General features: G+C 64.2%; 23 protein-coding genes. 10 read left to right on the top strand and 13 right to left on the bottom strand.

Features of this window, described 5'->3' with window-relative positions; genetic code table 11:
* The first annotated feature begins 41 nt into the window (after nt 1–41).
* From dapF to EK416_RS09100, 6 genes are all read left to right on the top strand, one after another.
* On the top strand, nt 42–917 hold the full coding sequence (gene dapF / locus EK416_RS09125; protein WP_127077184.1) for a diaminopimelate epimerase: 876 nt from the start codon (nt 42–44) through the stop codon (nt 915–917).
* A complete protein-coding gene (gene mtaB, locus EK416_RS09120) occupies nt 914–2,167 on the top strand; it encodes a tRNA (N(6)-L-threonylcarbamoyladenosine(37)-C(2))-methylthiotransferase MtaB (protein WP_127077183.1) in 1,254 nt (417 codons plus the stop codon). The genes dapF and mtaB overlap by 4 nt, the downstream gene beginning before the upstream one ends.
* Nucleotides 2,164–3,378, top strand: a complete 1,215-nt coding sequence (ftsY, locus tag EK416_RS09115) for a signal recognition particle-docking protein FtsY (protein WP_127077182.1) — start codon at nt 2,164–2,166, stop codon at nt 3,376–3,378. The genes mtaB and ftsY overlap by 4 nt, the downstream gene beginning before the upstream one ends.
* Nucleotides 3,379–3,413: 35 nt before the next feature.
* Nucleotides 3,414–4,034, top strand: a complete 621-nt coding sequence (locus EK416_RS09110) for a septation protein A (RefSeq protein WP_127077245.1) — start codon at nt 3,414–3,416, stop codon at nt 4,032–4,034.
* Between the two features lie 95 nt (nt 4,035–4,129).
* Nucleotides 4,130–4,660 (top strand): MarR family winged helix-turn-helix transcriptional regulator, encoded by a 531-nt coding sequence (locus EK416_RS09105; protein WP_245434001.1) that lies wholly within the window; start codon nt 4,130–4,132, stop codon nt 4,658–4,660.
* A 52-nt stretch (nt 4,661–4,712) separates the two neighbouring features.
* Nucleotides 4,713–5,243, top strand: coding sequence for a GNAT family N-acetyltransferase (locus EK416_RS09100; RefSeq protein WP_127077181.1), 531 nt, complete (start codon nt 4,713–4,715; stop codon nt 5,241–5,243).
* 86 nt (nt 5,244–5,329) lie between these two features.
* Here EK416_RS09100 and EK416_RS09095 read toward each other — a convergent pair whose 3' ends face one another.
* From EK416_RS09095 to EK416_RS09085, 3 genes are all read right to left on the bottom strand, one after another.
* Nucleotides 5,330–6,286 (bottom strand): zinc ABC transporter substrate-binding protein, encoded by a 957-nt coding sequence (locus tag EK416_RS09095; RefSeq protein ID WP_164729940.1) that lies wholly within the window; start codon nt 6,284–6,286, stop codon nt 5,330–5,332.
* Nucleotides 6,287–6,400: 114 nt separating this feature from the next.
* Entirely contained in the window at nt 6,401–7,339 is a 939-nt protein-coding gene (locus EK416_RS09090) for a LysR family transcriptional regulator (protein WP_127077179.1), read from the bottom strand.
* A 126-nt stretch (nt 7,340–7,465) separates the two neighbouring features.
* Nucleotides 7,466–7,639, bottom strand: a complete 174-nt coding sequence (locus tag EK416_RS09085; RefSeq protein ID WP_127077243.1) for a CsbD family protein — start codon at nt 7,637–7,639, stop codon at nt 7,466–7,468.
* 124 nt (nt 7,640–7,763) lie between these two features.
* Here EK416_RS09085 and EK416_RS09080 point away from each other — a divergent pair, with 124 nt between their 5' ends.
* A complete protein-coding gene (locus EK416_RS09080; RefSeq protein ID WP_127077178.1) occupies nt 7,764–8,294 on the top strand; it encodes an isochorismatase family protein in 531 nt (176 codons plus the stop codon).
* On the opposite strand, the gene eda is transcribed toward EK416_RS09080, so the two are convergent.
* The 8 genes from eda to EK416_RS09040 form a co-directional block, all read right to left on the bottom strand.
* The gene (eda, locus tag EK416_RS09075) at nt 8,287–8,940 is read right to left on the bottom strand and encodes a bifunctional 4-hydroxy-2-oxoglutarate aldolase/2-dehydro-3-deoxy-phosphogluconate aldolase (protein ID WP_127077177.1); all 654 of its coding nucleotides are present in this window, start codon (nt 8,938–8,940) and stop codon (nt 8,287–8,289) included. The two genes, EK416_RS09080 and eda, sit on opposite strands and share 8 nt — an antisense overlap.
* The gene (gene edd / locus EK416_RS09070; RefSeq protein WP_127077176.1) at nt 8,937–10,766 is read right to left on the bottom strand and encodes a phosphogluconate dehydratase; all 1,830 of its coding nucleotides are present in this window, start codon (nt 10,764–10,766) and stop codon (nt 8,937–8,939) included. Before edd ends, eda begins: the two co-directional genes overlap by 4 nt.
* Before the next feature lie 138 nt (nt 10,767–10,904).
* The gene (pgl, locus tag EK416_RS09065; protein WP_127077175.1) at nt 10,905–11,609 is read right to left on the bottom strand and encodes a 6-phosphogluconolactonase; all 705 of its coding nucleotides are present in this window, start codon (nt 11,607–11,609) and stop codon (nt 10,905–10,907) included.
* On the bottom strand, nt 11,606–13,087 hold the full coding sequence (zwf, locus tag EK416_RS09060; RefSeq protein ID WP_127077174.1) for a glucose-6-phosphate dehydrogenase: 1,482 nt from the start codon (nt 13,085–13,087) through the stop codon (nt 11,606–11,608). The genes pgl and zwf overlap by 4 nt, the downstream gene beginning before the upstream one ends.
* A 258-nt stretch (nt 13,088–13,345) precedes the next feature.
* Nucleotides 13,346–16,243 carry a bifunctional [glutamine synthetase] adenylyltransferase/[glutamine synthetase]-adenylyl-L-tyrosine phosphorylase gene (locus EK416_RS09055; RefSeq protein WP_127077173.1) on the bottom strand — a complete coding sequence of 966 codons (2,898 nt, stop codon included), beginning with the start codon at nt 16,241–16,243 and terminating at the stop codon, nt 13,346–13,348.
* Complete coding sequence (locus EK416_RS09050) at nt 16,233–17,705, bottom strand: sensor histidine kinase (RefSeq protein ID WP_127077172.1); 1,473 nt, start codon at nt 17,703–17,705, stop codon at nt 16,233–16,235. The genes EK416_RS09055 and EK416_RS09050 overlap by 11 nt, the downstream gene beginning before the upstream one ends.
* Nucleotides 17,692–18,372, bottom strand: a complete 681-nt coding sequence (locus EK416_RS09045) for a response regulator transcription factor (RefSeq protein ID WP_127077171.1) — start codon at nt 18,370–18,372, stop codon at nt 17,692–17,694. Before EK416_RS09045 ends, EK416_RS09050 begins: the two co-directional genes overlap by 14 nt.
* A 203-nt stretch (nt 18,373–18,575) precedes the next feature.
* On the bottom strand, nt 18,576–20,171 hold the full coding sequence (locus EK416_RS09040) for a Do family serine endopeptidase (protein ID WP_127077170.1): 1,596 nt from the start codon (nt 20,169–20,171) through the stop codon (nt 18,576–18,578).
* Between the two features lie 295 nt (nt 20,172–20,466).
* Between EK416_RS09040 and EK416_RS09035 the strand changes: the two genes are divergently transcribed.
* Entirely contained in the window at nt 20,467–21,105 is a 639-nt protein-coding gene (locus tag EK416_RS09035) for a nucleoside deaminase (RefSeq protein WP_164729939.1), read from the top strand.
* A gap of 23 nt (nt 21,106–21,128) precedes the next feature.
* Nucleotides 21,129–22,079, top strand: coding sequence for a 50S ribosomal protein L11 methyltransferase (locus tag EK416_RS09030; RefSeq protein WP_127077168.1), 951 nt, complete (start codon nt 21,129–21,131; stop codon nt 22,077–22,079).
* A gap of 63 nt (nt 22,080–22,142) precedes the next feature.
* On the opposite strand, the gene EK416_RS09025 is transcribed toward EK416_RS09030, so the two are convergent.
* Both EK416_RS09025 and EK416_RS09020 read right to left on the bottom strand, forming a co-directional pair.
* Complete coding sequence (locus EK416_RS09025; protein WP_127077167.1) at nt 22,143–22,568, bottom strand: hypothetical protein; 426 nt, start codon at nt 22,566–22,568, stop codon at nt 22,143–22,145.
* Between the two features lie 132 nt (nt 22,569–22,700).
* Nucleotides 22,701–23,180 (bottom strand): hypothetical protein, encoded by a 480-nt coding sequence (locus tag EK416_RS09020; protein ID WP_127077166.1) that lies wholly within the window; start codon nt 23,178–23,180, stop codon nt 22,701–22,703.
* A 243-nt stretch (nt 23,181–23,423) separates the two neighbouring features.
* Between EK416_RS09020 and dapD the strand changes: the two genes are divergently transcribed.
* Nucleotides 23,424–24,263, top strand: coding sequence for a 2,3,4,5-tetrahydropyridine-2,6-dicarboxylate N-succinyltransferase (dapD, locus tag EK416_RS09015; protein ID WP_127077165.1), 840 nt, complete (start codon nt 23,424–23,426; stop codon nt 24,261–24,263).
* The last annotated feature ends 112 nt before the right edge of the window (nt 24,264–24,375 follow it).

Below are 24,375 nucleotides of genomic sequence, written 5' to 3'. Positions count from 1 at the left end.
TATATAACGCGGACCGATTTCCCTGAAAGGTGCGCGTGCGGATGGCTCTCTCGCACATATCATTCAAGAAGATGAACGGCCTCGGCAACGACTTCGCCCTGCTCGACGCGCGCGGGGACGGCTTCCGGCTGACAGCCGACGAGGCGAGCGCCATCGCCAATCGCGAGACGGGCGTCGGATGCGATCAGGTGATCGTGCTGGAGCGGTCGGCCCGCGCCGATGTCTTCATGCGCATCCTCAACGCGGACGGTTCCGAGGTGGGCGCGTGCGGCAATGCAAGCCGCTGCGTTGGCGCGTTGGTAGGTGCGGAACTCGAAAGCGAACACGTCACTATCGAAACGGCGGTGGGCGTACTCGCCGCTCGCGTCGAGGGCGATGGCTTCGTGACGGTGGACATGGGCACGCCGCATTTCGGCTGGCGCGACATTCCGCTCGCGAAGGAGGCGCCGGACACGCGCGCCATTTCGCTCGCGATCACGCTTCCCGACGGCCGCGTGCTGGAAGGGCCGAGCGTCGCCAATGTCGGCAACCCGCACGCCATCTTCTGGGTAAGCGACGTCAACGCCTACGACCTTTCCCTGTTCGGGCGCGCCCTCGAATACGATCCCATCTTCCCGGAGCGCGCGAATATCTCGCTCGCCGAGGTGCTCGACGATCGCACGGTGAAGCTGCGCGTCTGGGAGCGCGGCGCCGGCATCACGCAAGCCTGCGGCACCGCCGCCTGCGCCACCGCCGTTTCAGCCGCGCGCACGGGCCGGACTGGCCGCACCGTCGAAATCCGCCTGCCGGGCGGCGTCATCGGCATCGAATGGCGCGCGGCCGATGATCACATCCTCATGACGGGCCCCGTCGCACACGAGTTTGAAGGCACGCTGACGCTTTCCGGCGGCGCGGTAAAGGTAGCGCGCGCGTCATGACCGTCGACGTCATCACCTTCGGCTGCCGCCTCAACACTTACGAAAGCGAAGTGGCGAAGAAGCACGCTCAGGACGCAGGCGTGACCGACGCCGTGATCGTCAACACCTGCGCGGTGACGGGCGAGGCGGTGCGGCAGGCGCGGCAGGCGATCCGCAAGCTTCGCCGCGAGCGGCCCGGCGCGAAGATCATCGTCACGGGATGCGCCGCGCAGATCGAGCCGGAAACCTTCGCCGACATGGAGGAAGCCGATCACGTCATCGGTAATGGCGAGAAGACAAGCGCCGCGACGTTCCTGAGCCTGGCGGCGGGCGACCTTGCTCGCGTGCGCGTGAACGACATCGCGAGCGTCCGCGAGACCGCGCCGCATATGATCTCGGGTTTCGGCAGCCGCGCCCGCGCCTATGTTGAGGTGCAGAACGGCTGCGACCACCGCTGCACCTTCTGCGTGATCCCTTTCGGACGGGGACCATCGCGCTCCGTCGCTGCGGGAGAAGTTGTCCGCCAGATCCGCGCGCTCGTCGAGGAAGGATATCGCGAGGTGGTTCTGACCGGCGTGGACCTCACCTCCTACGGTGCGGATCTGCCGGGCGAAATGAAGCTCGGCCGCCTCGTGCGCACCGTGCTGCGCCTCGTGCCGGAATTGCCTCGCCTGCGCATCTCCTCCATCGACACCATGGAAGCGGACGAAGCGCTCATCGACGCCTTTGCGGAGGAAGAGCGGCTGATGCCGCATCTGCATCTGTCGCTGCAATCGGGCGATAACCTCATCCTGAAGCGCATGAGGCGCCGCCACGCCCGCGAGGACGTGATCAGTTTTTGCCGCGAGATGCGCGAGATCCGCCCGGACATGGTGTTCGGCGCCGACTTCATCGCGGGGTTTCCCACCGAAGACGAAACCATGTTCGCGAACACCATGCGGCTTGCCGACGAATGCGGCCTCTCCTTCATGCACGTGTTTCCCTATTCGCCGCGCCCGAAGACGCCCGCTGCGCGCATGCCGCAACTCGACCGCGCGCTTGTGAAGGAACGCGCCGCGCGGCTTCGCGAGAAGGCAGGCGAGCGCCTCGGCGCGCACCTCGAAGGCGAGCGCGGCAAGGTGTTCGAAGTGCTTATGGAGCGCGAGCGCGTCGGCCGGACACCCGGCTTTACGGAAATTGAAATTGCAGGCGGCGCGGAACGCGGCGGCATCGTGCGCGCACGCGCCACCGGCCACGACAAGCGCCACCTCATCGGGGAGTGCCTGGCATGAGCGAAGAGAAGCGCGGCCTGTTCGGGTCGGTCCGCATGTTCGGCATCGGCAAGAAGGACCAGCAGAAGCCGGAGGCTCCGCAGCCGGAGGCGGAGGAAAGCACAGGTGCGACGGACTCCGACTCCGTCGCACTTGCTGAAGCGCCCGCCGCTGCGGAAAGCTGGAAAGACTTCGAGATCGTGGACGAGCCGCGGACCGATGCGGTCGTCGACGTTTTAGAGGCTCCCGCAGAGCCATCGCCCGCGCCGGTCCAGCCGGTGCCAGCCGCCGCACCCGCAGCCGAAGAAAAGCCGCGCGCCGGCTGGTTCCAGCGCCTCAAGCAGGGGCTGACGAAGACCTCGTCGAAGCTCACGGAAGGCATTAGCGGCGTCTTCACCAAGCGCAAGCTCGACGACGATACGCTCGAAGAGCTTGAAGACCTGCTGATTCAGGCCGACCTCGGGCTCGACGTTTCGGCCCGCGTGATCGCTGCGCTGAAGAAGGCGCGTTACAACAGCGATATCTCGCCGGACGAAGTGCGCGCAATCCTCGCCGCCGAGGTGGAGAAGGTGCTGGGCCCCGTTGCGCAGCCGCTCGAAATCGACACGGCGAAGAAGCCCTATGTCATCCTCATGGTCGGCGTGAACGGCACCGGCAAGACGACGACCATCGGCAAATATGCGAAGCAATACACCGAGCAGGGGCTGAAGGTCATGCTCGCGGCGGGCGACACGTTCCGCGCGGCGGCCATCGAACAGCTCAAGGTGTGGGGCGAACGCACGGGGGCGCCCGTGGTGTCCGGCGCGCAAGGAGCCGACGCCGCGGGCCTTGCGTTCGACGCACTGACCCGCGCGAAGAAGGAGGGCGCCGACCTTCTCATCATCGACACGGCGGGCCGCCTTCAGAACAAGGCTGGCCTCATGGCCGAGCTTGAAAAGGTCATCCGCGTGATCCGCAAGGTGGACCCGGAGGCCCCGCATTCGGTTCTGCTGACACTCGACGCGACAACGGGCCAGAACGCCCTTTCGCAGGTCGAGATTTTCGGCAAGACCGCTGGCGTCACGGGCCTGATCATGACGAAGCTCGACGGCACCGCGCGCGGCGGTATCCTCGTTGCCATCGCGGCGAAGCACCGGCTGCCGGTGCACGCGATCGGCGTCGGCGAGGGCGCAAGCGATTTGCAAGCTTTCTCTGCGCAGGATTTTGCACGCGCGATCGCGGGCGTGAGTTGAAGTCGGAGGGTTCGGTAGTGGCAGGTTTGGAAGCGATGAAGTCCGAGGCGATCAAGACGAAGACCGAAGCGGCGAATCCGGTCGACAAGAACTCCATCTTGAAACTGCTGCTTGATGTCGGGCCGCTCGCGATCTTCTTCATCATGAACGGACGGGCTGGCATTTTCTACGCCACGGGCGCGTTCATGGTCGCGACCTTGATTTCGCTTGTCGCAAGCCGCCTCCTTTTCAAGCGCATTCCCGTCATCGCGCTGGTCACGGGCGTGTTCGTCATGGTCTTCGGTGCTCTCACCATCTGGCTGCATGACGAAACCTTCATCAAGATCAAGCCGACCATCGTGAACTGCCTGTTCGTCGTCATCCTCGCCACTGGGCTTTACTTCCGCCGCCCGCTCCTGAAACTCGCTCTGGGCGAGGTTTTCAAGATGGAGGAAGAGGGCTGGCGCATTCTTACCGTGCGGTGGATGGGATTCTTCGCCGTCCTTGCGGTGTTGAACGAGATCATGTGGCGCAACTTCTCGACCGACACATGGGTCACCTTCAAGTCGTTCGGCATCATGCCGCTGACCTTCGCGTTCATGCTGTCCCAGGTGACGCTCATCATGCGCTATCAGATTCCCGATGCCGAGCCGGAGGCTTCCGACGCCAAAAATTAGGGACGTCGGAAAAAATTCTTTCCGTGCGCTGCATGGAACCTCCGGTTGCCGTATCCATTTCTCGTGTTAGGCTTAGAGCTTAACCCGAGTGCCGGATGACAATGCTGGACACAAAATCAGGAACGGGGCAAACGGGCAGACGTCGGAAAAAGACCTCCGCAAGCCGCGCCCCCGCCATAGACTCATCGATCATTCATCTCCTCCACCGCGCGAGCCAGAGGGCTTCCGAGATCTTTGCGCAGGAGACGCGCGATTTCGATCTGACCGCCCGACAATACGCGGTCGTGACAACCGTGGCGAGGCATGAAGGCCTGAGCCAGACCGATCTTGTCCGCCTGACCGGCATCGACCGCTCGACTCTGGCCGATGTGGTGCAGCGACTTCTGAAGCGCGGGATCATCGAGCGCGAGCGCACCATGCGAGACGGGCGCACCTATGCCGTAAGTCTGTCGGCCGAGGGGCGGGAGCTGCTCGACTCGATCAAGCCGATCGCGCGCCGCGCGGACCGGCTCGTCATGGGATGTCTTGGCGAGGAAGACGGCAAGCTCGTTGCGCAAATCCTGTCCCGCCTGCTGCGTAAAGGCGACGAAGACTCCGATGACGTTTTTATGAAACCAGCGCGTTAGGTTGCACGCGAACGATCTCGCCAACCGAAAAAGTTGGATGTAGAGTATTGGGATGGGCGCGAACTTCATCAGTTTCAGGCCGGCTTCGCCGAAAGACGCCAACGCTGTGGCTGCCATCCACGACGCTGCCTGGCGCTCGACCTATCAAGGCATCATCCCGCATCTCCACCTCGAACGTCAGATTGCGCGGCGTGGCCCGCTCTGGTGGCAACAGCAGATCCAACGCGGCGCGAACGTGACGCTCCTTACGTTCGATGGCGTGCCGCAAGGTTACGCCACATGGGGTTCGGCGCGCGGCACCTGGCCTTGGGAGGCAGGCGAGATCTTCGAGCTTTACGTAACCCCCTCCTTTCAAGGCATCGGCCTCGGCACGCGCCTTTTCGCCACCGTGAAGGACGCACTCAAGCAGCAGGGTTTGAAGCGCCTCGTCGTGTGGGCGCTGAAGGACAACGAGACGGCCTGTGCCTTCTACGGCGGGCTCGGTGGCTCCATCGTGGCGGCCACCCCCGAGCGCTACGGCGATGTTTCGCTGACGCGCGTGGCGTTCGCATGGGGTGTGAACGTGAAGTCGTCGAAGGCGTAGATCAGCCCTGCGCCGAAATCGTTATCGGATCGACGCATTTGCGAAATGATTTGGGGCGCTTCGGCCCCGTGCTTGCTGGCGTGCGTTCAGTGCCTCAGGCAATCGGCGATACTGTGCGCGTTGGCGCGCATCAGCTCGAAATATTGGTCCGGCCCCGCTTCGATCCTGACGCCGATTTCGTCGAGAACGCCGCGCTTCGCGTTTGTGCCCTCCACGAGCATGTCGATCAGCCTCGGCGAAAACTGGGGTTCGGCAAAAATGCACACCGCGCCTTTTTCGCGGATGGCGTCGCGCAGGGCGGCGACACTGCCCGCGCCGGGGGAGCGTTCCGGGCTCGGCGTCACCGTGCCCAGACTGTTCAGGTCGTAGCGACGTTCGAGATATTGCGTCACATCGTGAAAGACCACGAACGGCCGCGTCGAAAGACCGGCGAGCGTCTTTCGCAATTCGCCATCAAGCGCGAGAAGCCTGGCTTCAAGCGCGTCGGCGTTGGCGCGATAGCGCGCCGCGTTTTCCGGATCGATAGAGGAGAGCTGGCGCGCAATCTCTCTTGCCAACGCTACGGCATTCGAGGGATCGAGCCAGAAATGCACGTCGGCCTCATCGGGCGAGGCTGCGGCTGAGGATGTGCCATGCGAAGCTCTTGCGGCGAGAAGGTTCAGCCCGGCGGCCCTGTCGAGATCGACAACGCGCGCCTTTGCGGAAAGCGACGTCAGCGCCTTGTCCAGAAACACCTCGAGATGCGGTGAGACGCGGATGACGAGATCGGCGCCGTCAAGAGCGCGCGCATCGGAAGGCTTCAGGGCGTAGGAATGGGGAGAGGCCGCGCCGCCGAGAAGCAGCTTTGGTTCAGCCACGCCGGACATGACCGCGGCGGTGAGCGAGTGGATCGGCTTGATGGTCGCCACCACGGCGGGCGCCGAAAGCGATGGAGTCGCCACAGCGAGCGCAGCGAAAAGGAAGGCGCAACGCTTCCAGCGCCGGGCCATGGGGAAAGGCCACCACCGCGCCAACCCGAGGAAACCCGGTAAGCGGGTCATCATGATTTTCATCCGCTTCCGGAAAACATTACGTGATGATATATCGTTACATTGCCGTGGAACACAACAGGGAAATGAGAGCCTTCGCGATGAAGGCCCCGAAATCCCCCGCTGCATCTACTCGGCGGCCACGGCCATGGGCTGCCGCTCTTTTTCCACCGTCTGACCAAGGGCATCCGCGAGAAAATCCGCGAACAGTTTGACGGCGGGGCGCATCAGTTGCACCCCCGGAGCGATGCACGCGATTTCCGCTTTCGGTACATCGTCGCGTATGGGCTTCACAACGACCTTGCCGCCGTCGTATGAGGTGCTGGACGAGGGCGTTGCGACGTGCACGGAATAGCCGTGCCCGCGCGCCACAAGGCCGCGCATGACCTCGAAAGTGACGATACGCTGCCGCACGACAGGCGAAACGCCCGCAGCTTCGAAAACCTGTGCGATATAGCCGCTGATAAGTTGATCGCCGAAGAAGATCATCGGATCGTCCTTCAGGTCATGCAGGCTTACATCCGGCGCTTTCGCAAGCCGATGGTCAGCCGGAAGAGAGACGACGAACGGCAGCTTCATCAGCACCGTCGAGTCGAGGGTCTGCGGAACGGCATGGTTGAAGGTGAACGCCAGTTCCACGCGCCCGTTGACGACATCCGCAAGCAGCCGCTCCTGATCGCCTTCGGCCAGCCGAAGCTGGATCAGGGGGTACCGCTTCGAGAAGTCGGTCATGATCGCCGGCATGTAACATGCGGCCAGCGTCGGGAAGCAGCCGACAGTCACCTCGCCGCGCTCGGTATCGCCAAGCGATTCCGCCGACTTCGAGAATTCGTCGGCGTGCTTCAGAAGCAGGCGGGCTTCCGCGATGAGCTTTTGCCCTGCCGGCGTCAGCGTGACGCCCTTCGCATGATGGCGCACGAATATGGCGATGCCGAGCATTTGCTCCAGCTCCGCGATGGCGGCGGATACGGATGGCTGGGACACCTGAAGTTTGCGTGCAGCTTCAGTGACATTCCCGCTATCGGCGGCGGCGGTGACATACCGCAAGAGTCTCAGTGAAATATTCATACAAAGGGATTAACCCGAACCACGCCTTATAGGCCACAAAAGAAAATTTAATATTCCGTGACTTTTTGCACACGACAGCCAGACCCCCGTCGGTCGGCGGGGGTCTGGCGCATGGTGGAATTCGTTTTACTTCCCGCGAAGGCTATCCTTCAAGCCGCCGTAAGTGTTCTGGATCTTACCTTCAGCTTTGTCAGCCTTGCCCTCAGTTTCGGTTTTCGTATCTCCGGTTATTTTTCCGGCCACTTCCTTGATCGAACCTTTGACCTGCTTGGCGCTTCCTTCCACACGATCCTTGTCCACTTCGATACTCCTCTTGTCGTCTGTATAAAGGGAAAACCCCTGAACCGGAAAAGAGTTCGATGGACGAACGCGACGGGCATGGGCGAAATTGAACATCCCTCATCGAGCAGATCGGAACTCACTCATGCCCACGCTCTCCCCGGAAAACAGCCTGCTTCTCGCCATCGACTTTCAGCCGCGTCTGATGGCTGTCATCGAGGATGCCGCCGCCGTTGTCGCTCATGCGAAGAGGCTCCGGGCCGCGGCTTCCCTGCTAGGCGTGCCGACCCTCTTTACCGAGCAATATGCAAAAGGCCTTGGCGCCACGGTGGAAGACCTGGCGCCGATGGAAGATGCGTTCCAGAAGATGACGTTCGATGCCTGCGGGAGCACCGGATTTCTCGACCGCCTGGGCGCGGGCAAAGACCTCGTCGTGACGGGCTGCGAGGCTCATATCTGTGTGTTGCAGACGGTGCTTAGCCTTCTCGAAGGCGGACGCCGCGTTTTCGTGGTTCGCGATGCCATCGGATCGCGCCGCGCTGAAAGCAAGGAGACCGCTATCCGGCGGATGGAGCGACACGGCGCGGAGATCGTGACGGCGGAGATGGTCGTCTTCGAATGGCTTCGGACGGCGGAACATCCCCGCTTCCGCGAGGCGGCGGCGTTGATCAAATGACCGGCGCCGTATGAAGAGCCGCCGCTGCCTTCGCGAGCGCTGAAATCGACGGCCAGTCCCCTTCCGCGATCCGCGCCCGATTCACCATCCAGGAGCCGCCCACGCAGATCACGTTCGGCAGCTTGAGGTAACGCGGCGCGTTGTCGTGCGTGATGCCACCGGTCGGACAGAACTTGAGCTGGGGCAGAGGCGAGGCGAGGCTTGCCAGCAGTGCAGGGCCGCCCGATGCTTCCGCCGGGAAGAACTTCGCGAAGCGATAGCCCCGTTCGATGAGTGCCATCGCCTCCGACGCCGTTCCGATGCCCGGAAGAAGCGGCACACCTTCTGAATCGGCGGCGTCGAGCAGGCGCGGCGTCGCGCCCGGCGACACGGCGAAGCGCGCGCCTGATTCCCGCGCCGCCTTCAAAAGCGCCCCGTCGAGCACGGTGCCCGCTCCGACGACCGCCTCGGGCACCTCGTTGGCAATGGCGCGGATCGCATCGAGCGCAGCACCTGTGCGAAGCGTGATTTCGATCACCGGGAGGCCGCCCGCAAGCAGCGCGCGCGCCAGCGGAACCCCGTCCTCAGCCTTGTCGATAACGACCACCGGGATCACGGCAGCGCGGCTTAGTATGGACTCGAGACCGGCCTGTGCAGATGCAGTCATGCGGCGCTCCTGAAAAAGATCGTGGCTCCCGTGTCGGCTTCGCCCACAGCCGCACGGAACGGCGCGAACAACTCGCGGCCAACGCCCTCATGCGACGCGGAAAGATCTGCGGTTGCCGGTTCGCGCGCCGCCCATTCTTTCTCGTCGACAAGCGCCGCCAGCGTGCCGGACACGGCATCGATCCGGATTATATCACCGTCGCGAATTCGCGCGATGGGGCCACCCGCCACAGCCTCGGGTGTAACGTGGATCGCCGACGGCACCTTGCCGGATGCGCCCGACATGCGCCCGTCGGTGACAAGCGCCACGCGCTGGCCGCGATCCTGAAGCACACCGAGCGGCGGCAAGAGCTTGTGCAACTCCGGCATGCCGTTCGCCTTAGGCCCCTGGAAACGCACCACGGCGACGAAATCGCCAGTCAGCGCTCCCGCCTTGAAGGCCTCCTGCAAGGCCTCTTGCGAATGAAAGATGCGGGCGGGCCCCTCGATCGTGAGGCGCTCGGGCGCCAGAGCCGAGGTTTTCATCACCGCGCGTCCGATATTGCCGTCGAGCACGCGGATACCGCCTTCGACGCTGAAGGGCTGATCGACGCTCCGCAGAATCCTCTCATCACCGGTTTTCTCCGCCGCGTCGCGCCAGACGAGATGACCCTCTTCGTCGAGCCCCGGCTCGATGGCATAGGCGTCGAGCGTTGTGCCCCATACGGTCTTGATGTCGCCGTGGAGCAGGCCCGCCGCCAGAAGCTCGCGGATGACGAAGGGCACGCCCCCAGCCGCCGCGAACTGGTTTACGTCCGCGCTGCCGCTCGGATAGACATGCGCGACCAGCGGCACGACATTCGAGAGCACTTCGAAATCGTCCCAGGTCAGCGTGATCCCCATCGCCGCCGACATGGCGAGAAGATGCAGCGTGTGGTTCGTCGAGCCGCCCGTGGCGAGCACGCCCGCGATGGCGTTCACGAAGGAGCGCTCGTCCACCATCGCCCCGAACGGCGTGTATTCATTGCCGAGCGCCGTCATGGCGAGCGCGCGGCGCACGCCTTCGCGTGTCAGCTCGTCCCGCAGCGGCGTGTTGGCGTTCACGAAGGACGCGCCGGGCAGGTGCACGCCCATCATTTCCATGACCATCTGGTTCGTGTTCGCCGTGCCGTAGAAGGTGCAGGTGCCGGGCGCGTGGTAGGATGCCGCCTCCGCCGCGAGAAGCTCGTCCCGGCTCACCTTGCCTTCCGCGTAGAGCTGCCTGATGCGCGACTTCTCCGGGTTCGGCAGGCCGGACGTCATCGGGCCGCTGGGGATAAACACGACAGGCAGATGCCCGAACGACGCCGCGCCGATGAACAGGCCCGGCACGATCTTGTCGCAGATTCCGAGCATGACGGCGGCGTCGAAAGTCTGGTGCGAAAGCGCGACCGCCGTCGACAGCGCAATGACCTCGCGCGAGAACAGGCCGATCTCCATGCCCTCGAAGCCTTGCGTGATGCCGTCGCACATGGCGGGTGTGCCGCCCGCGACCTGCGCCGTCGCGCCCGCCTCGCGCGCCGCCTCGCGGATCAGCGGCGGAAAGCGCTCATAGGGCTGATGCGCCGACAGCATGTCGTTATAAGCCGTCACGATGCCGAGGTTCGGCGTGCGTCCCGCGCGCAGTCGCTCCTTGTCGATGGGGCCGCATGCGGCGAACCCGTGCGCCTGGTTCGCGCAGCCGAGATGCGTGCGCTCGGGCTTCCGCTCGGCGGCTTTCGCGATGCGGTCGAGATAGCGCGCGCGCTTGTCATGGCTGCGCTTGACGATGCGTTCGGTGACTTCGCCGACGGTGGAATTGATGGACACGACAATCTCCTTTCGGCTTCAGCGCCTCATGGATCTGTTTCGGGCGAGTGCCTTCAAGTTGAAGCGGTTCTCCGACAAGACGCACTCTAAAACGAGAGAGATAGAATCCGCCTTCGATCCATCAAAGGCGGAAACGCTCTACGGACTCCAGAACACTTCGACCGGCCGGAGCGACGCCCGAAGCACGCCGCGGACGGGCATGTCTTCGACCGGGCCAGCGGCACGCGCCGTGTCCAGAACCCGCAATTTGGCTATGCCCTCTATGTGGAGCGCGATCAGCGAGGCGTCCAGAATGACCGGCAACGTCAGGGTAATGCGCGGCTCTCCGGCGGCGTCAGCGGACGTGGCGGCGAGGCGCGCACCGGGCTGCGGCGAGAGCGCGGCGTCGAGGCCCGCAGCGTGCGGGAAAAACGATGCCGTGTGTCCGTCGCCACCCATGCCAAGCACGCAAACCGCCAGCGGCCATGGCAACGGCTCCAGAAGCGCCTCGGCTTTTTCCAGCCCCGCTTCCGGGGTCGGCGCCTCGTTCACGAGCGGCACGAAATGCGCAGCCGCGGCCTCGTTTTGTAGAAGATGTGCGCGCACGAGCCCCGCGTTCGAGCGATCCGAACTTTCGGGCACCCAGCGCTCATCGACGAGCGTGATCCACACGCGATCCCATGGCAGCACTTTGCGTGACAACGCGTCAAGAAAGGCGGGGGGCGTGCGCCCGCCCGACAAGGCAATCGACGCGCGGTCGAATTCGCCGATGCGGGCCTCTAGCGCGTCCGCCACCCGTTGCGCCAGTGCTTCCGCGAGCGCGCCGCCGTCCGTGAAATCATGCCGCTCGATGATCGCGCTCATGAATCCTCCTCATACCAGGTGCGGCCGTCGCGCTCGATCAGCGCAATCGAAGCCGATGGGCCCCACGAACCCGCCGTGTAGGGCTTCACGGGCTCCTTGCTCGCGTCCCACGCTGCAAGGATCGGATCGATCCAGCGCCATGCGGCTTCCACCTCGTCGCGGCGCATGAACAGCGTCTGGTTGCCCCGCACCACGTCGAGCAAAAGGCGTTCATACGCGTCCGGGTTCCGCTGGCCGAAAGCCTCGCGGAAGGTCATGTCGAGCGGCACGTTGCGAAGCCGCATCCCCCCAGGTCCGCGATCCTTGATCATGAGCCAAAGCTTGATGCCTTCGTCCGGCTGAAGGCGGATGACGAGCCGGTTCGGCACCACCGGCCCCGCGTCGCGGCTGAAGATCGAATGCGGGATCGGGCGAAACGTGACGACGATCTCCGAAACCCGCGCGGGGAGCCGCTTGCCCGTGCGCAGGTAGAACGGCGTGCCCGCCCAGCGCCAGTTGTCGATTTCGAGCTTCAGGGCGACGAAGGTTTCCGCCTGGCTCGTCGCCGCGCCCGGCCCGAGTTCCTGCTGATAGCCCGGCACGGCATGCCCGTCCGCCGCGCCCGCGCGATATTGGCCGCGCACGGTAACGTGCAATGCTTCCCGGCCCCCTATGGGCTTCAGCGCGCGCAGCACTTTCAGCTTCTCGTCGCGGACAGCGTCTGCCCAGATGCAGGTCGGCGGCTCCATCGCCACGAGGCATAGCATCTGCAGCATATGGTTCTGCACCATGTCCCGCAGCGCGCCCGCCTGGTCGTAGTATTTCGCGCGGCTTCCGAGCCCCAGCGTCTCGGCGACGGTGATCTGCACATGATCGATATGCGCGGCGTTCCAGAGCGGCTCGAACAGCACGTTCGCGAAGCGCAGCGCCATAAGGTTCTGCACCGTCTCCTTCCCGAGGTAATGGTCGATGCGGTAGATGCGATCTTCCGGGAAGTCCTGCCCGACCGCTTCGTTGATGGCGCGTGAGGAGTCGAGATCGTGTCCTAACGGCTTTTCGAGCACGAGCCGCGTCTTGTCCGTGATGAGGCCATGGCTCTTGATGCGATGGCAGAGCGGGCCGAAGAGGTTCGAGGCGGTGGCGAGGTAGAACACGCGAATGCAATCGCGGCGCTCTTCGAGCACGCCCGCGAGTTCGTCCCAGCCATCGTCGCTCATGCCGTCGGCGCGCACATAGACGACGCGCGAGAGGAAGCGGCCGAGCGTCTCGCCGTCGATATCCCCTTCCGGCAGAGAGGCGCGGATCGCGTCTTCCACATCGGCGCGATAGCTCTCCGTCGTCTCGTCGCGCCGCGCCACCCCGATAATGCGCGCGGTTTCTGGCAGCTGGTTGTCGAAGTCGCGGTGATAGAGCGCCGGGAAAAGCTTGCGCCGGGCGAGATCGCCCGTGCCGCCGAAGACGACATAATCGAAGGGGTCGACAACAATGATGCGGGCCATCTTCCGTCCTCGTTGCGCATGGCGCGAATTGCGTTCTGTCGCGGCGCTCACTGTGCGGGCGTTCGGTTTCAAAAGCATTCTAAGCTTCTGTGAACGATCGACTTATTCGCATGCTTTTTCGCCGAAGGTTCGATGCAAAGACGCCATGACGGAAGGCGATCGTCCGACGCGAGAACACCTCGGCCGGGCTTCTGTTGCGTCGCAGAACGGAAGCGCCCGGACGATCCACGGTTGGAAGCGCCGCCTTTGATGCGTCGGTTAACGGACGAGCTTCGGGAACAGGGCGGCAACCTCGGCATAGGTATCGCGCAGCCGCTCTTCGAGGCGCGCGACATCCGGCTCACCGGTGACATGCAGCAACGCCTCGATGAGGTCGCATGGCGCAGTGGCCGGGTCGAAAGCGCCTTCCGTGCACAGGCGGAGGATCTGGGAGACGTCGTTGAAAAGCTCGGCGGCATGGATCAGCCTGCTGCCGTCTTCCGGGTCGAGCACGCCAGCCGCGACAAGCTTCTTCAGCGCGGCCTCCGTGTTCTGGTCGAGGATCTCCGGCAGGCGGTCCGCATGCGCCACCTGAAGGAACTGCGCAATGAACTCCACATCGATCAGGCCGCCGTTGAACGTCTTGATCTGCCAGAGGTCGCGCGTGCCCTTTTCCTTCTCGATGAGCGCGCGCATTTCGAGGACATCGCCCGCAGTCTTTGCCCGGTCGTGCGGCAGCGTCAGCACGTCGCGGATCGCGCCGCAAAGCCGCTCGCGAAGCTCAGGCGGGCCCGCGATGGGCCGCGCGCGGGTGAGCGCGAGGTGCTCCCAAGTCCAGGCCTCGTTCTTCTGGTATGACAGGAAGCCATCGAGCCGAACGGCGACCGGGCCCGCCTTGCCGGACGGTCGCAGCCGCATGTCGACGGCGTAAAGCTCGCCCTCGGGCGTCGGCGCGGAGAGCGCGGCGATGAGGCGTTGTGTCAGGCGCGCATAATGCTGGGGCGCGGCCTGCGCCTTGTCCTGCGGAACATCGTAAACCACGATGAGATCGACATCCGATGAGGCCGTCGTCTCGCGCCCGCCGAGCTTGCCCATCGCGAGAACCGCAGGGGCGGGCATGTCTGCGCCGTAGCGCTCCTGAACCGCGTCGAGAAGCGCCTCGATGACCGATTCAGCAATCAGTGAGTAGGTTGCGCCGGCCTCGCGCGGATCGATACGGCCTGAAAGAAGTTCGACGCCCGCGAGGAACATACGCTCCTGCCCGACGACACGCGCGCGGTCGAGGCGGTCGTCGTAAGTTTCGGCGGCGAGGATGTCCCGGCGGATGTGGTTGCGCACTTCGTCCGGTGTCGGCGCCTCGCCGAAGCCGTCCGGGTCGAGCAGCGCCTCCATGATGCGGCGGCGGCGCGAGAGGATGCGGGCGAGACGCGGCGCGGACCCCATGATCTGCGCGAGAAGCTGAAGGAAGGTCGGGTTCGCGCGCAGCATCGAGAAGAGCTGAAGCGCGGTCGGCACCTCGGCGAGGAACTTGTCGAAGGTGGAGAGTGCGAGATCGGGGTCGCCCGTCTTGCCGAAGGATTCGAGGAGCGCGGGCGTAAACTCGGTCAGGATCTCGCGCGCGCGGGCGCTGCGCATGGCGGCATAGCGGCCATAATGCCAGCCCTTCACCATGGCGATGACGCCGGATGGGTTCCTGAAGCCCATCGCGCCAAGCGTGGTGAGCGTGGCGGGATCTTCGACATCGCCCGCGAAGACGAGATTTCCACCGCCGACTTGCGGCGCGGTCAGCTGGGGCGTCTTCTCGAAGAGCGCCGCATAATGCTCCTGCACCATCATCATGGTGGAGCGCATGTCCCGCTCGAAACGCGCCTCGTCCGCATAACCCGCGAAGCGCGTGAAGCGTTCGAGTTCGGTGGGGGAGGACGGAAGCGAATGCGTCTGCTGGTCCGCCACCATTTGCAGGCGGTGCTCCATGCGGCGCAGCGTGCGGTAGGCGTCCGAAAGGTCGTCGCGAACTTGCGGCGTGATCCACTCGTAATCCGTCAGAAGTTTCAGGCCGGTGATCGTGCGGCGCGTGCGCAGCGGCGGCTGGCGGCCACCCGCGATGAGTTGCTGCGATTGTACGAAGAACTCGATCTCGCGGATGCCGCCCCGCCCGAGTTTCAGATTGTGCCCGGCGACCGCAATCTTCTCGTGCCCCTTCGCGGCGTGGATCTGCCGCTTCATGGCGTGAATGTCGGAAATCGCGTTGTAGTCGAGATATTTGCGCCAGACGTAAGGCGCGAGCGACTTCAGAAACGCATCGCCCGCCGCGATGTCGCCCGCCACGGGGCGCGCCTTGATCATGGCGGCGCGTTCCCAGTTCTGGCCCTGGCTTTCGTAATAGCGAAACGCCGCGTCGGTGGAGATGGCGGCCTGCGTCGAACCCGGATCGGGCCGCAGGCGCAGGTCGGTGCGGAACACGTAGCCGTCCGCCGTGCGCTCCTGCAGGATGGTGACGAGGTCGCGGACGAGCCGCACGAAGAAGGGCTGCGCCTCGACGCCGTCGCCGAGCGGCGCGGTTTCGCGGTCATAGAAGATGATGAGGTCGATGTCGCTCGAATAGTTCAGCTCGTGCGCGCCGTATTTGCCCATGCCGAGAATGATAAAGCCGCTGCCCTCCTCGGGGCGCGTATGGTCCGGCGGGAAGAACTTGCGCACTTCCATGGCGCGGGCGAGCAGGAAGCGCACCGCATGGCCGACAAGCGCGTCGGCTGCATCCGTCAGGCGGCGCGTGACTTCGTCCACGCTCCAAACCTCGCCGAGATCGGCGAGCGCGACGAGAAACGCAAGGTCTGCCTTCGCGATGCGAAGCGCGGTCATCAGCTCGCGCTGGCTGGTTGTCGTCGCCGCTTCGTCCGCGACGCGGGCCAGCACGGCGTCGAAGCGCGCTTCGGGCGCGGTTTCCAGCGTCTCAAAAAGCCGCTCCGGGTTGCGTTCGGCGAGACCGAAAAGGAATTCCGACCCCGCAAACACGCCGGACAGGAACGCGAGCGTCTTGTCGTCGAAAGCGGCCTCGGGCCGAACGGCCTTGAGCGCGGCCATCGCGCGATCCGCCCTTTGACGCCCGGTGCCCTCCGCGTTGTCGAGCGGGGTTGGCGTGAGGCGGTTTTGAAGCGCTGCGGGATCAGGCTGCATGCGTCACCATTTCGGCTTCTTCGCCGGGCGCTTTTTGCGACGCCGCGACGAGGTTCTTCTTCAGCCGCAGCCGCACGAGAAGCCCAGGCCCGTTGTCTTCGAGCGAGACGGACCCTTCATGCAGGCGCGCGACCGCCGCGACGAGCGACAGGCCAAGCCCGCTGCCGGGAATCGACCGGCTCGGCTGAAGACGCACAAAGCGCTGGAGCACGCGTTCGCGGTCCGCCTCGGGTATGCCCGGCCCATTGTCTGAAACAAGGATGTCGATGAAATCGCCCCGGTCCTCAAGGCCGAGTTCAACAGCGGGATGTTTTGCCCCACCCTCGGGGGCGGGCTGGATGGCGTACTTCATCGCGTTGTCGAGCAGGTTCGCTACCGCCTGCACGATGAGGTGCTTCTCGCCCGCGATCATGACGGCGTCGGAGGCGCAGGTGGTGACGAGCGAAAGACCCTGTTCTTCCGCCGCGGGCTCATAAAGCTCGGCGACGTCGTTCAGGAGCGCGCAGACATTCAGCGGCCCGAAGCTCTCCGACCGCGAGCCCGCTTCGAGCCGCGCGATGCTGAGCAGCGCGTCGAAAGTCTGGATCAGGGTGTCGGCCTCCTCGATGACGCTGCCCAGCGCTTCGGTGAGTTTCTCGGGCGAGGGGCTCGACTGGAGCGCGCGTTCCGCCCGCGTGCGCAAGCGATGAAGCGGCGTCTTCAGGTCGTGCGCGATGTTGTCGGATACGTTCTTCAGTCCGATCATGAGATCCTGGATGCGGTCGAGCATCGCGTTCAGATTTTCCGAGAGGCGGTCGAACTCGTCGGCGCGCCCCCTCACGGGAACGCGCTGCGCGAGATTGCCCTGCATGATCGCACGGGCGGTGCTCGACGCTTCGTCCACGCGGCGCAGCATGCGGCGGCTCACGATCACGGCCCCCGCCGCGCCGATGGCGATGATCAGCGCATAACCGAGCAGAAACGCGGTGCGCAGCAGGCGCTTCAGCGTCTCCTGGTTTTCGATGTCGCGTGCGACGATGAGATGGAGGTCGTTCGGCAGACGCGTCACGACGCCGAACGCCTGCCGCTGCCGCACATCGCTGCCGCGCTTGCGATAGGCGAATTGGGCCGCGCCTTGCGTCGCCCAGAGATCGGCCGCCACGGCTTCGAGATTGCCCGCGAGCCAGCGGCCGTTGGCGTCGGTGAGAAGATAGAGGCCGTTGTTGGACGCGGCGGAACGCTCCGCGATGGCCGGGCCGAGCGCGGCCGGTCCGCCTTCGTTGTAGCGCGCGGCGAGGAAGTCGAAATCGGTCTGGACCGCTGCTTCCGCCTCGTGCGCAAGAAATCCCTGCATCGCCACGTTCACATAGATGAAGACTGCGGCGACTGCGACGCAGAACAGCGAGACATAGATCGCGAACAGCCGGAACGGCGTCGCGAGAACGAGGCGGGGAATCTGTTTTACGAAATTAGCGACGCTCATCGCGGATCATGTAACCCGCGCCGCGTACGGTTTCCAGAAGCGGCTTGCCTTGCCCCTTGTCGATCTTGCTGCGCAGCCGGGAAATATGCACGTCGATGACGTTCGTCTGGGGGTCGAAATGATAATCCCACACGTTTTCGAGCAGCATGGTGCGCGTCACCACCTGCCCGGCATGCTTCATCAGATATTCGAGCAGCCGATATTCGCGCGGCTGGAGCACGATGGTTTCGCCGCCGCGCGATACCTTGTGAGACAAGCGGTCGAGCACGAGATCGCCGACCGTGTAGGTCGTCACTGCGCGTTCGGTGGGACCGCGCCGAGCAAGCGCCTCGACGCGCGCGACGAGTTCCACGAGGCTGTACGGTTTCGGCAGGTAGTCGTCGCCACCCGCGCGAAGACCCTTCACACGGTCGTCCACGGCGCCGAGTGCCGAGAGGATCAGCACCGGCGTGCTGTCGCCGCGCTCGCGAAGCCGCTCTACGAGCGTCAGACCGTCGAGCTTCGGCAGCATGCGGTCCACGATCAGAACGCCGAATTTGGATGATGTGGCACTGTCAAAACCGGTCTCGCCGTCGCCCGCGATCTCGGTCTGAAATCCGGCCTCACCGAGCGCCTTGGCCAGAAAATCGGCCGCAGTGCGATCATCCTCAACGATCAGAACCCGCATGGTTCACCTTGCTTGTGTCCGCCGCTCAAGAGGAAGGCCGATGACGATGTCGTCGGCCTTCACCGATCATCATGGGAAATGCCGCCCCGAGGCGGCATTTCCGGCCAGCCTTAGTGGTCCGATTCCGACATTTGCATCCGTTTGCAGCACGCTTGCTAGCGAGAGCTCGCAGCCACCGGGACTCAAATGTCAAATTCGCTCCACTAGCGCTTGCCCTTGTTCTTGTCGGAGCCCGTAGACTCCTTGGCTTCGCTTTCCTTGTCTTCGTCGGACTTGTCGATGGGAAGGCCGATGAAGCGCTGCTGGTCGCGGCTCCTCACCTGAAGCAGAACGTTTTTCTTGTTCTTCTGGCGCGCGTCGCGGATGCCGTCCACGACGTCGTCGGGCGAGGAGACCGTCTTGCCGTTCACTTCGACGATCACGTCGCCGCGGCGCAGACCCTGGTCGGCGGCCTTGGAGTTCGGATCGACGTTCACGATGGCGACGCCTTCCTTGGTCTTGGCGCCGGGAAACTCGGGCGCGGGGATGAGCGTCAGGCCGAGGTCTTCCAGCTCCTTGCCTGAAGCGCTGCTGTCGCTGTCGTCATTTCCGCCCTGAAGAGAGGCAAGCTTGTCGTTAGCGGGGAATTCGCCGAGCTTGACCGTGACTTCGCGTTCTTCGCCATTGCGGAAAACGCGAAGCTTTGCATCGGCGCCGGGCGGAAGGGCTGCGATGGTGCGGGCGAGTTCGCGCGAGTTGCTGACGGACCGACCGTTAACCTGCTGAATCACGTCGCGGGCCTTGAGTTCGGATTTCGCGGCGGGGCCATCCGCGATGATCTTCGCGACGAGCGCACCCTTCGCGGTCTTCAGCCCCTGGCTCTCGGCAATATTCTCGTCGAGATTCTGGATCTGAACGCCGAGCCAACCGCTCGACACCTTGCCCTTGTCGCGAAGCTTGTCGACGACGTCCTTGGCGGTGGAAGCAGGGATGGCGAACGCGATGCCGACGCTGCCGCCCGACGGCGAATAGATCGCGGTGTTCACGCCGACGACACGGCCCTTGAGGTCCACAGCGGGGCCGCCGGAATTGCCGCGGTTTACCGCCGCGTCGATCTGGAGGAAGTCATAAGGACCGGAGCCGATGTCGCGGCCATTCGCCGAGACGATACCCGCCGTCACCGTGCCGCCGAGTCCGAACGGATTGCCGACCGCCAGCACCCAGTCGCCGACGCGCGGCGGGGTGTCTTCGAATTCGAGCCAGTTGTCGAACTTCTTCTTGGAGTCGATTTTCAACAGCGCGATATCGGTGCGCGCATCCGAGCCGACGACCTTCGCCTTGTACTTCTCTTCGTTCTCGAAGGTGATCTCGATCTCGTCCACCTTGTCGGCAACGTGGTGGTTCGTCACCACATAGCCGTCCGGTGAGATGAGGAACCCGGAACCTTGCGCACGGGAGGGGCGGCGCTCAGGCTGGTTATGCTTGAACTGGTCGAAGAACTCGCGCAGCGGGTGGTCCGGCGGAAGGTCGGGCAAATCTCTTTGCGAGGTTTCGCCGGCGGTGCCGCGGGATTTTACGTTCACGCTCACCACGGCCGGACGGACCTTGTCCGCGAGATCGGCGAATGTGGGAGGCGAGCCGGGCAGCGGCCCCTGCTTTGCTTCCTGCGCAAATGCGGCCCCGCTGTGGAAGGGCACGGCGGGCATCGCCGTCAGCAGGCCCGCGCCGAGAAGCCCTGCGCCGAGAAAGGCGCCCGCTGACTTCACGCGTCCGTAGGCCCGCTTGCCTATCCGCGCATCTTCTAGTTGTCCTGTAGCCATCGGTCAGCTGTCCCCTGAAACATTTACGTCGTCTCATTGATATAAGAAGGCGAATATTACAAACCACTTGCCGCCAAATTAAAAGATGTTAAGGCACCCCTGCCGCCCCGCAGAAGTTGCGAAGCCGATCCGCAAAACGTCCCGCACCGATATGAAAAACGGATCGACAAGACAGCGCACGATTCTGTCCGTCCCCGCTTAAGCCAGCCTGAAGCCATTATCCCTATAAATGGTCGAGAGTTTTTCGTGCTTCCGGCGTGTGACGTCGGGGGCGGCGGCGGGAAGGGTCTGCGTCATGGCATGGTGGAATGCGGCCGACGAGGCGATGATGCTCAGGTGCATCGAGCTTTCGCGGGAAGCGACCCGGGACGGTGATTATCCGTTCGGCGCGCTCGTTGCGCTCGATGGCGAAATCGTCGCCGAAGCGGGGAACCGCGCGATGCGCGACGCCGACTTCTCCCGTCATGCCGAAATCATCGCAATTGCCGCCGCATTGAAGGCCGTTGGCCGTGGGGGACTTGCCCGGTCGACGCTCTATTCCACCGTCGAACCGTGCGCGATGTGCTCCTTCTGCATTCGCGAAGCCTGGGTCGGACGCGTCGCCTATGCGCTCGCCTCGCCCGCGATGGGAGGCGTCTCCAAATGGACGATCCTCCACGACGAAGAACTGGGCCGGCAATTGCCGATCTTCGGCCCCGCGCCCGAAGTCGTTAGCGGCCTCCTTGCGGAAGAAGCCCTGGCGGCCTGGCGTGAATGGAACCCCGTTGCCACGGAACTCGCGCGTCTTCGCGGCGCGCTGGCTGACGAAACCGCGCAACGGGACGAGCCGCGACGTCTTCCGGCGCGCGGGCCCTCGATGGCGCAGCGCGTCGTCCTGCCGTTCCTTCGTCTCGCCGCATGGCGCGACAAGCACGCACAGCTTTCAGACCGCTAACGCTAACCGCAGGGGTGTTCGTCATGGATCAGGTATTGGGACAGGCTTCGCATAATCCGGTCGCCGCTGGTGGCGCGGCGCCCTCGGCGCTCGACAGGCGCGGGCGTCCGCAGTCGGCGTTTCGCAAGGCCCTGCGCAGCACGCTGCACTATCTGTCCTATCATTTCGTGCTGAACCACGATGATACGCAGCGCGCGAAAGCAGCCGGCTTCATGCTGGAGGTGCCGCCGACCGTCTTCCATCCGCGCTATTTCATTTCGAGCGAGACCTTCGCTCACTTCATCGACGGCCTCGATCTCAGGGGCAAGGTGGTTGCCGATATCGGCACCGGCTCGGGCATTCTCGCGCTGGCGGCGGCACGCGCGGGCGCGGATTTCGTGCTCGCGCTCGACATCAACCCGAACGCCGCCGACGCCGCCGTCCAGAACGCGGAGGCGAACGGTTACGGCCCGAACGTGAAAGGTCTGTGTTGCAATCTTATGGATGCGATTCCGGCGCGCCCGATCTTCGACGTCATTTTCTCAAGCCCGCCGAAGCATGCAGGCAAGACGCGCGATCTCGCCGATGCCGGTTGGCATTCGGGGCCGGATAATCTGAACCTGCGCGGCCTTTTCCGTCAGGCGCGTGCGCGGCTGAAACCGGACGGCCGGATGTATCTCATGATCTCGTCCGATTCCGATCTCGATTTCTTCGATCGCGAAATCGCTGAAGCGGGCTTCAAGGCAAGGCTGGCGCTGGAAAAGTCGATCTATATCGAGTCTTTCCTGCTGTACGAACTCACGCCGCAGGAGGCGGCAACGAACGCGCTTTCACCGGACGAGCCGCCATCCGATACGATTAGCGCCGACGAGGTTCAGTCTGAAAAGGCGGAGCCCGAAAAGACGCAACCGGCCGATGCGGCTCCCCTGTCGTCCGGCGCGTTTTCGAGCGAATTGAATACCCGCTCGCCCGAAGCAAACCCGTCAAATCAGTAGACTGCCGCGCTTCAAACGAAAAGCAGGCGGGCGCCCTGATCGGCACGCCCGCCCCGCTGATACCTAGAAGCCGAAGCCGATGCTCAGGCCGGGGCGTCCCCAGCCGTAGCCCCCGTAACCGTAGTACGGTGCACCCCACCCGCCGTAATAGCCGCTGCGGTAGTAGCGCGGATATCCGTAATACCCGTAGCGATAGTATCTGTGGCGCGGGTAGTAGCCGTAGCGATAGGGCCGATAGCGCGGATAATAACCATATGCAAACGGCGCGAAGAACGGTCCGCGAGGGCCGCCCCAGTGCCTGTGCCCCCATCTCCGGTGGCCGTAATAGCCGCGATGGCCGCGCCAGTGCACCTTTTCGACACCCGACTGAGCCGCGGCCTGCGTCAGAACGGCGGCAGAAGACGATAGGGGCGCCGCCGATGCCGACTGCACAGGCAGAGCAAGTGTTGCGGCGACGAGAGCCGCTCCAGCGATGGTTTTGATTGTCATGTCGTGAACACCTCACTCATCCGGCGCGGTCGCTGTTACGCCGCGCTCTTGTGAGGTGGACACGCCCGATGTCATGCGGTTCCCCGCAAAATTGTCTCAAAGTTTATCTGGCGCGCTGGATCAGAGGCAAACCTATTGGCCGGCTTCCGATGCCGCCTTGTCGAGGATGGACGCCATGTATTTCGAGGGCGTTTGGCCGAGCGATGCTGCCTTCTCGCGCAACGCCTCGTAGACGGTCGGCGAGATGTCCACCTGCGCCAGGATCGACGAATCGCCACCCGATGAGATCTGGGCGGCGAGTCTCTCGCGCAGCACCGCCTCGAACTTCCAGATGCGGGCCGACTTCTCCTGCGTGCTGAGGTTCTTTGCATCCGCGATGACCGGGCAGTAAGCCGCCATCGCTGCGTTGAGAAGGCTCGAATAGTCGATGCCGGGCCGCTGGGACTTGAGGCTTACGATCAGGCTCGTGATCTCGTTCGCTAGATCGGCGGAGTTGCCGTCCGTGAAGACCTTCGCCTGCACGGGGGAAATCCGCACCTCGCCCTTGCCGATCTCCGGGCATTCGAACCCGGCCGCCGTCGCCGCTCCGATGCCGAATGCGAAAACCAGCATCGCACAACAAGCAAGCGACGCGCGCCTGGACGGGAAACCTGACATTAGACCCCTCACTCGCGTTTTCTGGGACTTCATGGCCAGAATAGCGGATGCGCCCGACCGCGCTGTGCGCTTTCGGGTTGTGTGCTGAAGACCGCGTTAAGCCGCAGGATGCGATCCTTCAGGCGGTCCAAGCGGCTTGACAGAGGGCGTCGCCGGAGGGCACGCACTTGCAGGAAAGAAAGCGGGAGGTTTCCACCCATGACGAATGATTTGAAGGCGGTCATCGACGCCGCGTTCGAGGATCGCCAGTCCATCCGGTTCGGGCAGAAAGGTGAAATTGCCGAGGCGGTCGAAGCGGCACTTTCGCTTCTCGACGAGGGCAAGGCTCGCGTGGCCGAGAAGGTTGGCGGCGAATGGGTCGTGAACCAGTGGCTGAAGAAGGCGGTGCTTCTCTCGTTCCGCCTGAACGACAACACACTTCTCGGCGACGGCGAAGCGCCGGGGCCGTGGTGGGACAAGGTTCCGTCGAAGTTTGCGGGCTGGGACGAGGCGCGCTTTCGCGCCGCCGGCTTCCGCGCGCTTCCGGGGTCCATCGTGCGCCGCTCCGCCTTCATCGAGAAGAACGTGGTGCTGATGCCGTCCTTCGTGAATGTCGGCGCCCATGTCGGCGAAGGCACGATGGTCGACACCTGGGCGACCGTCGGCTCTTGCGCGCAGATCGGCAAACACGTGCACCTTTCGGGCGGCGCGGGTATCGGCGGCGTGCTGGAACCGCTTCAGGCCGGCCCCGTCATCATCGAGGACAATTGCTTCATCGGCGCGCGCGCGGAGGTGGCCGAGGGCGTCATCGTGGGCGAAGGCTCGGTCCTGTCGATGGGCGTTTATCTCGGGCAGTCGACGAAAATCGTGGATCGCGCGACGGGCGAGGTTTTCTATGGCCGCGTGCCGCCTTATTCGGTGGTCGTGTCGGGAGCGATGCCGGGCAAGGCCCTGCCTTCAGGCGAGCCGGGTCCGTCGCTTTACTGCGCGGTGATCGTGAAGCGCGTCGATGAGAAGACGCGCTCGAAGACGTCGATCAACGATCTCCTGCGCGAATAGAGTGTCGCGCGTTGAATGTTCCGATTGAACGGGGCTGGTCGCGGGCGTTTGTAAATGCCGTGTTGGCGTTAAATCACGGGTGACCGAGCCGTCTGCGCTTCCTTGCGAAACG

The organism is Rhodomicrobium lacus (assembly GCF_003992725.1).
GTDB classification, from domain to species: Bacteria; Pseudomonadota; Alphaproteobacteria; order Rhizobiales; family Rhodomicrobiaceae; genus Rhodomicrobium; species Rhodomicrobium lacus.
Note: the sequence above shows the minus strand (reverse complement) of the source record. Positions and strands in the feature narration are given on the sequence as shown.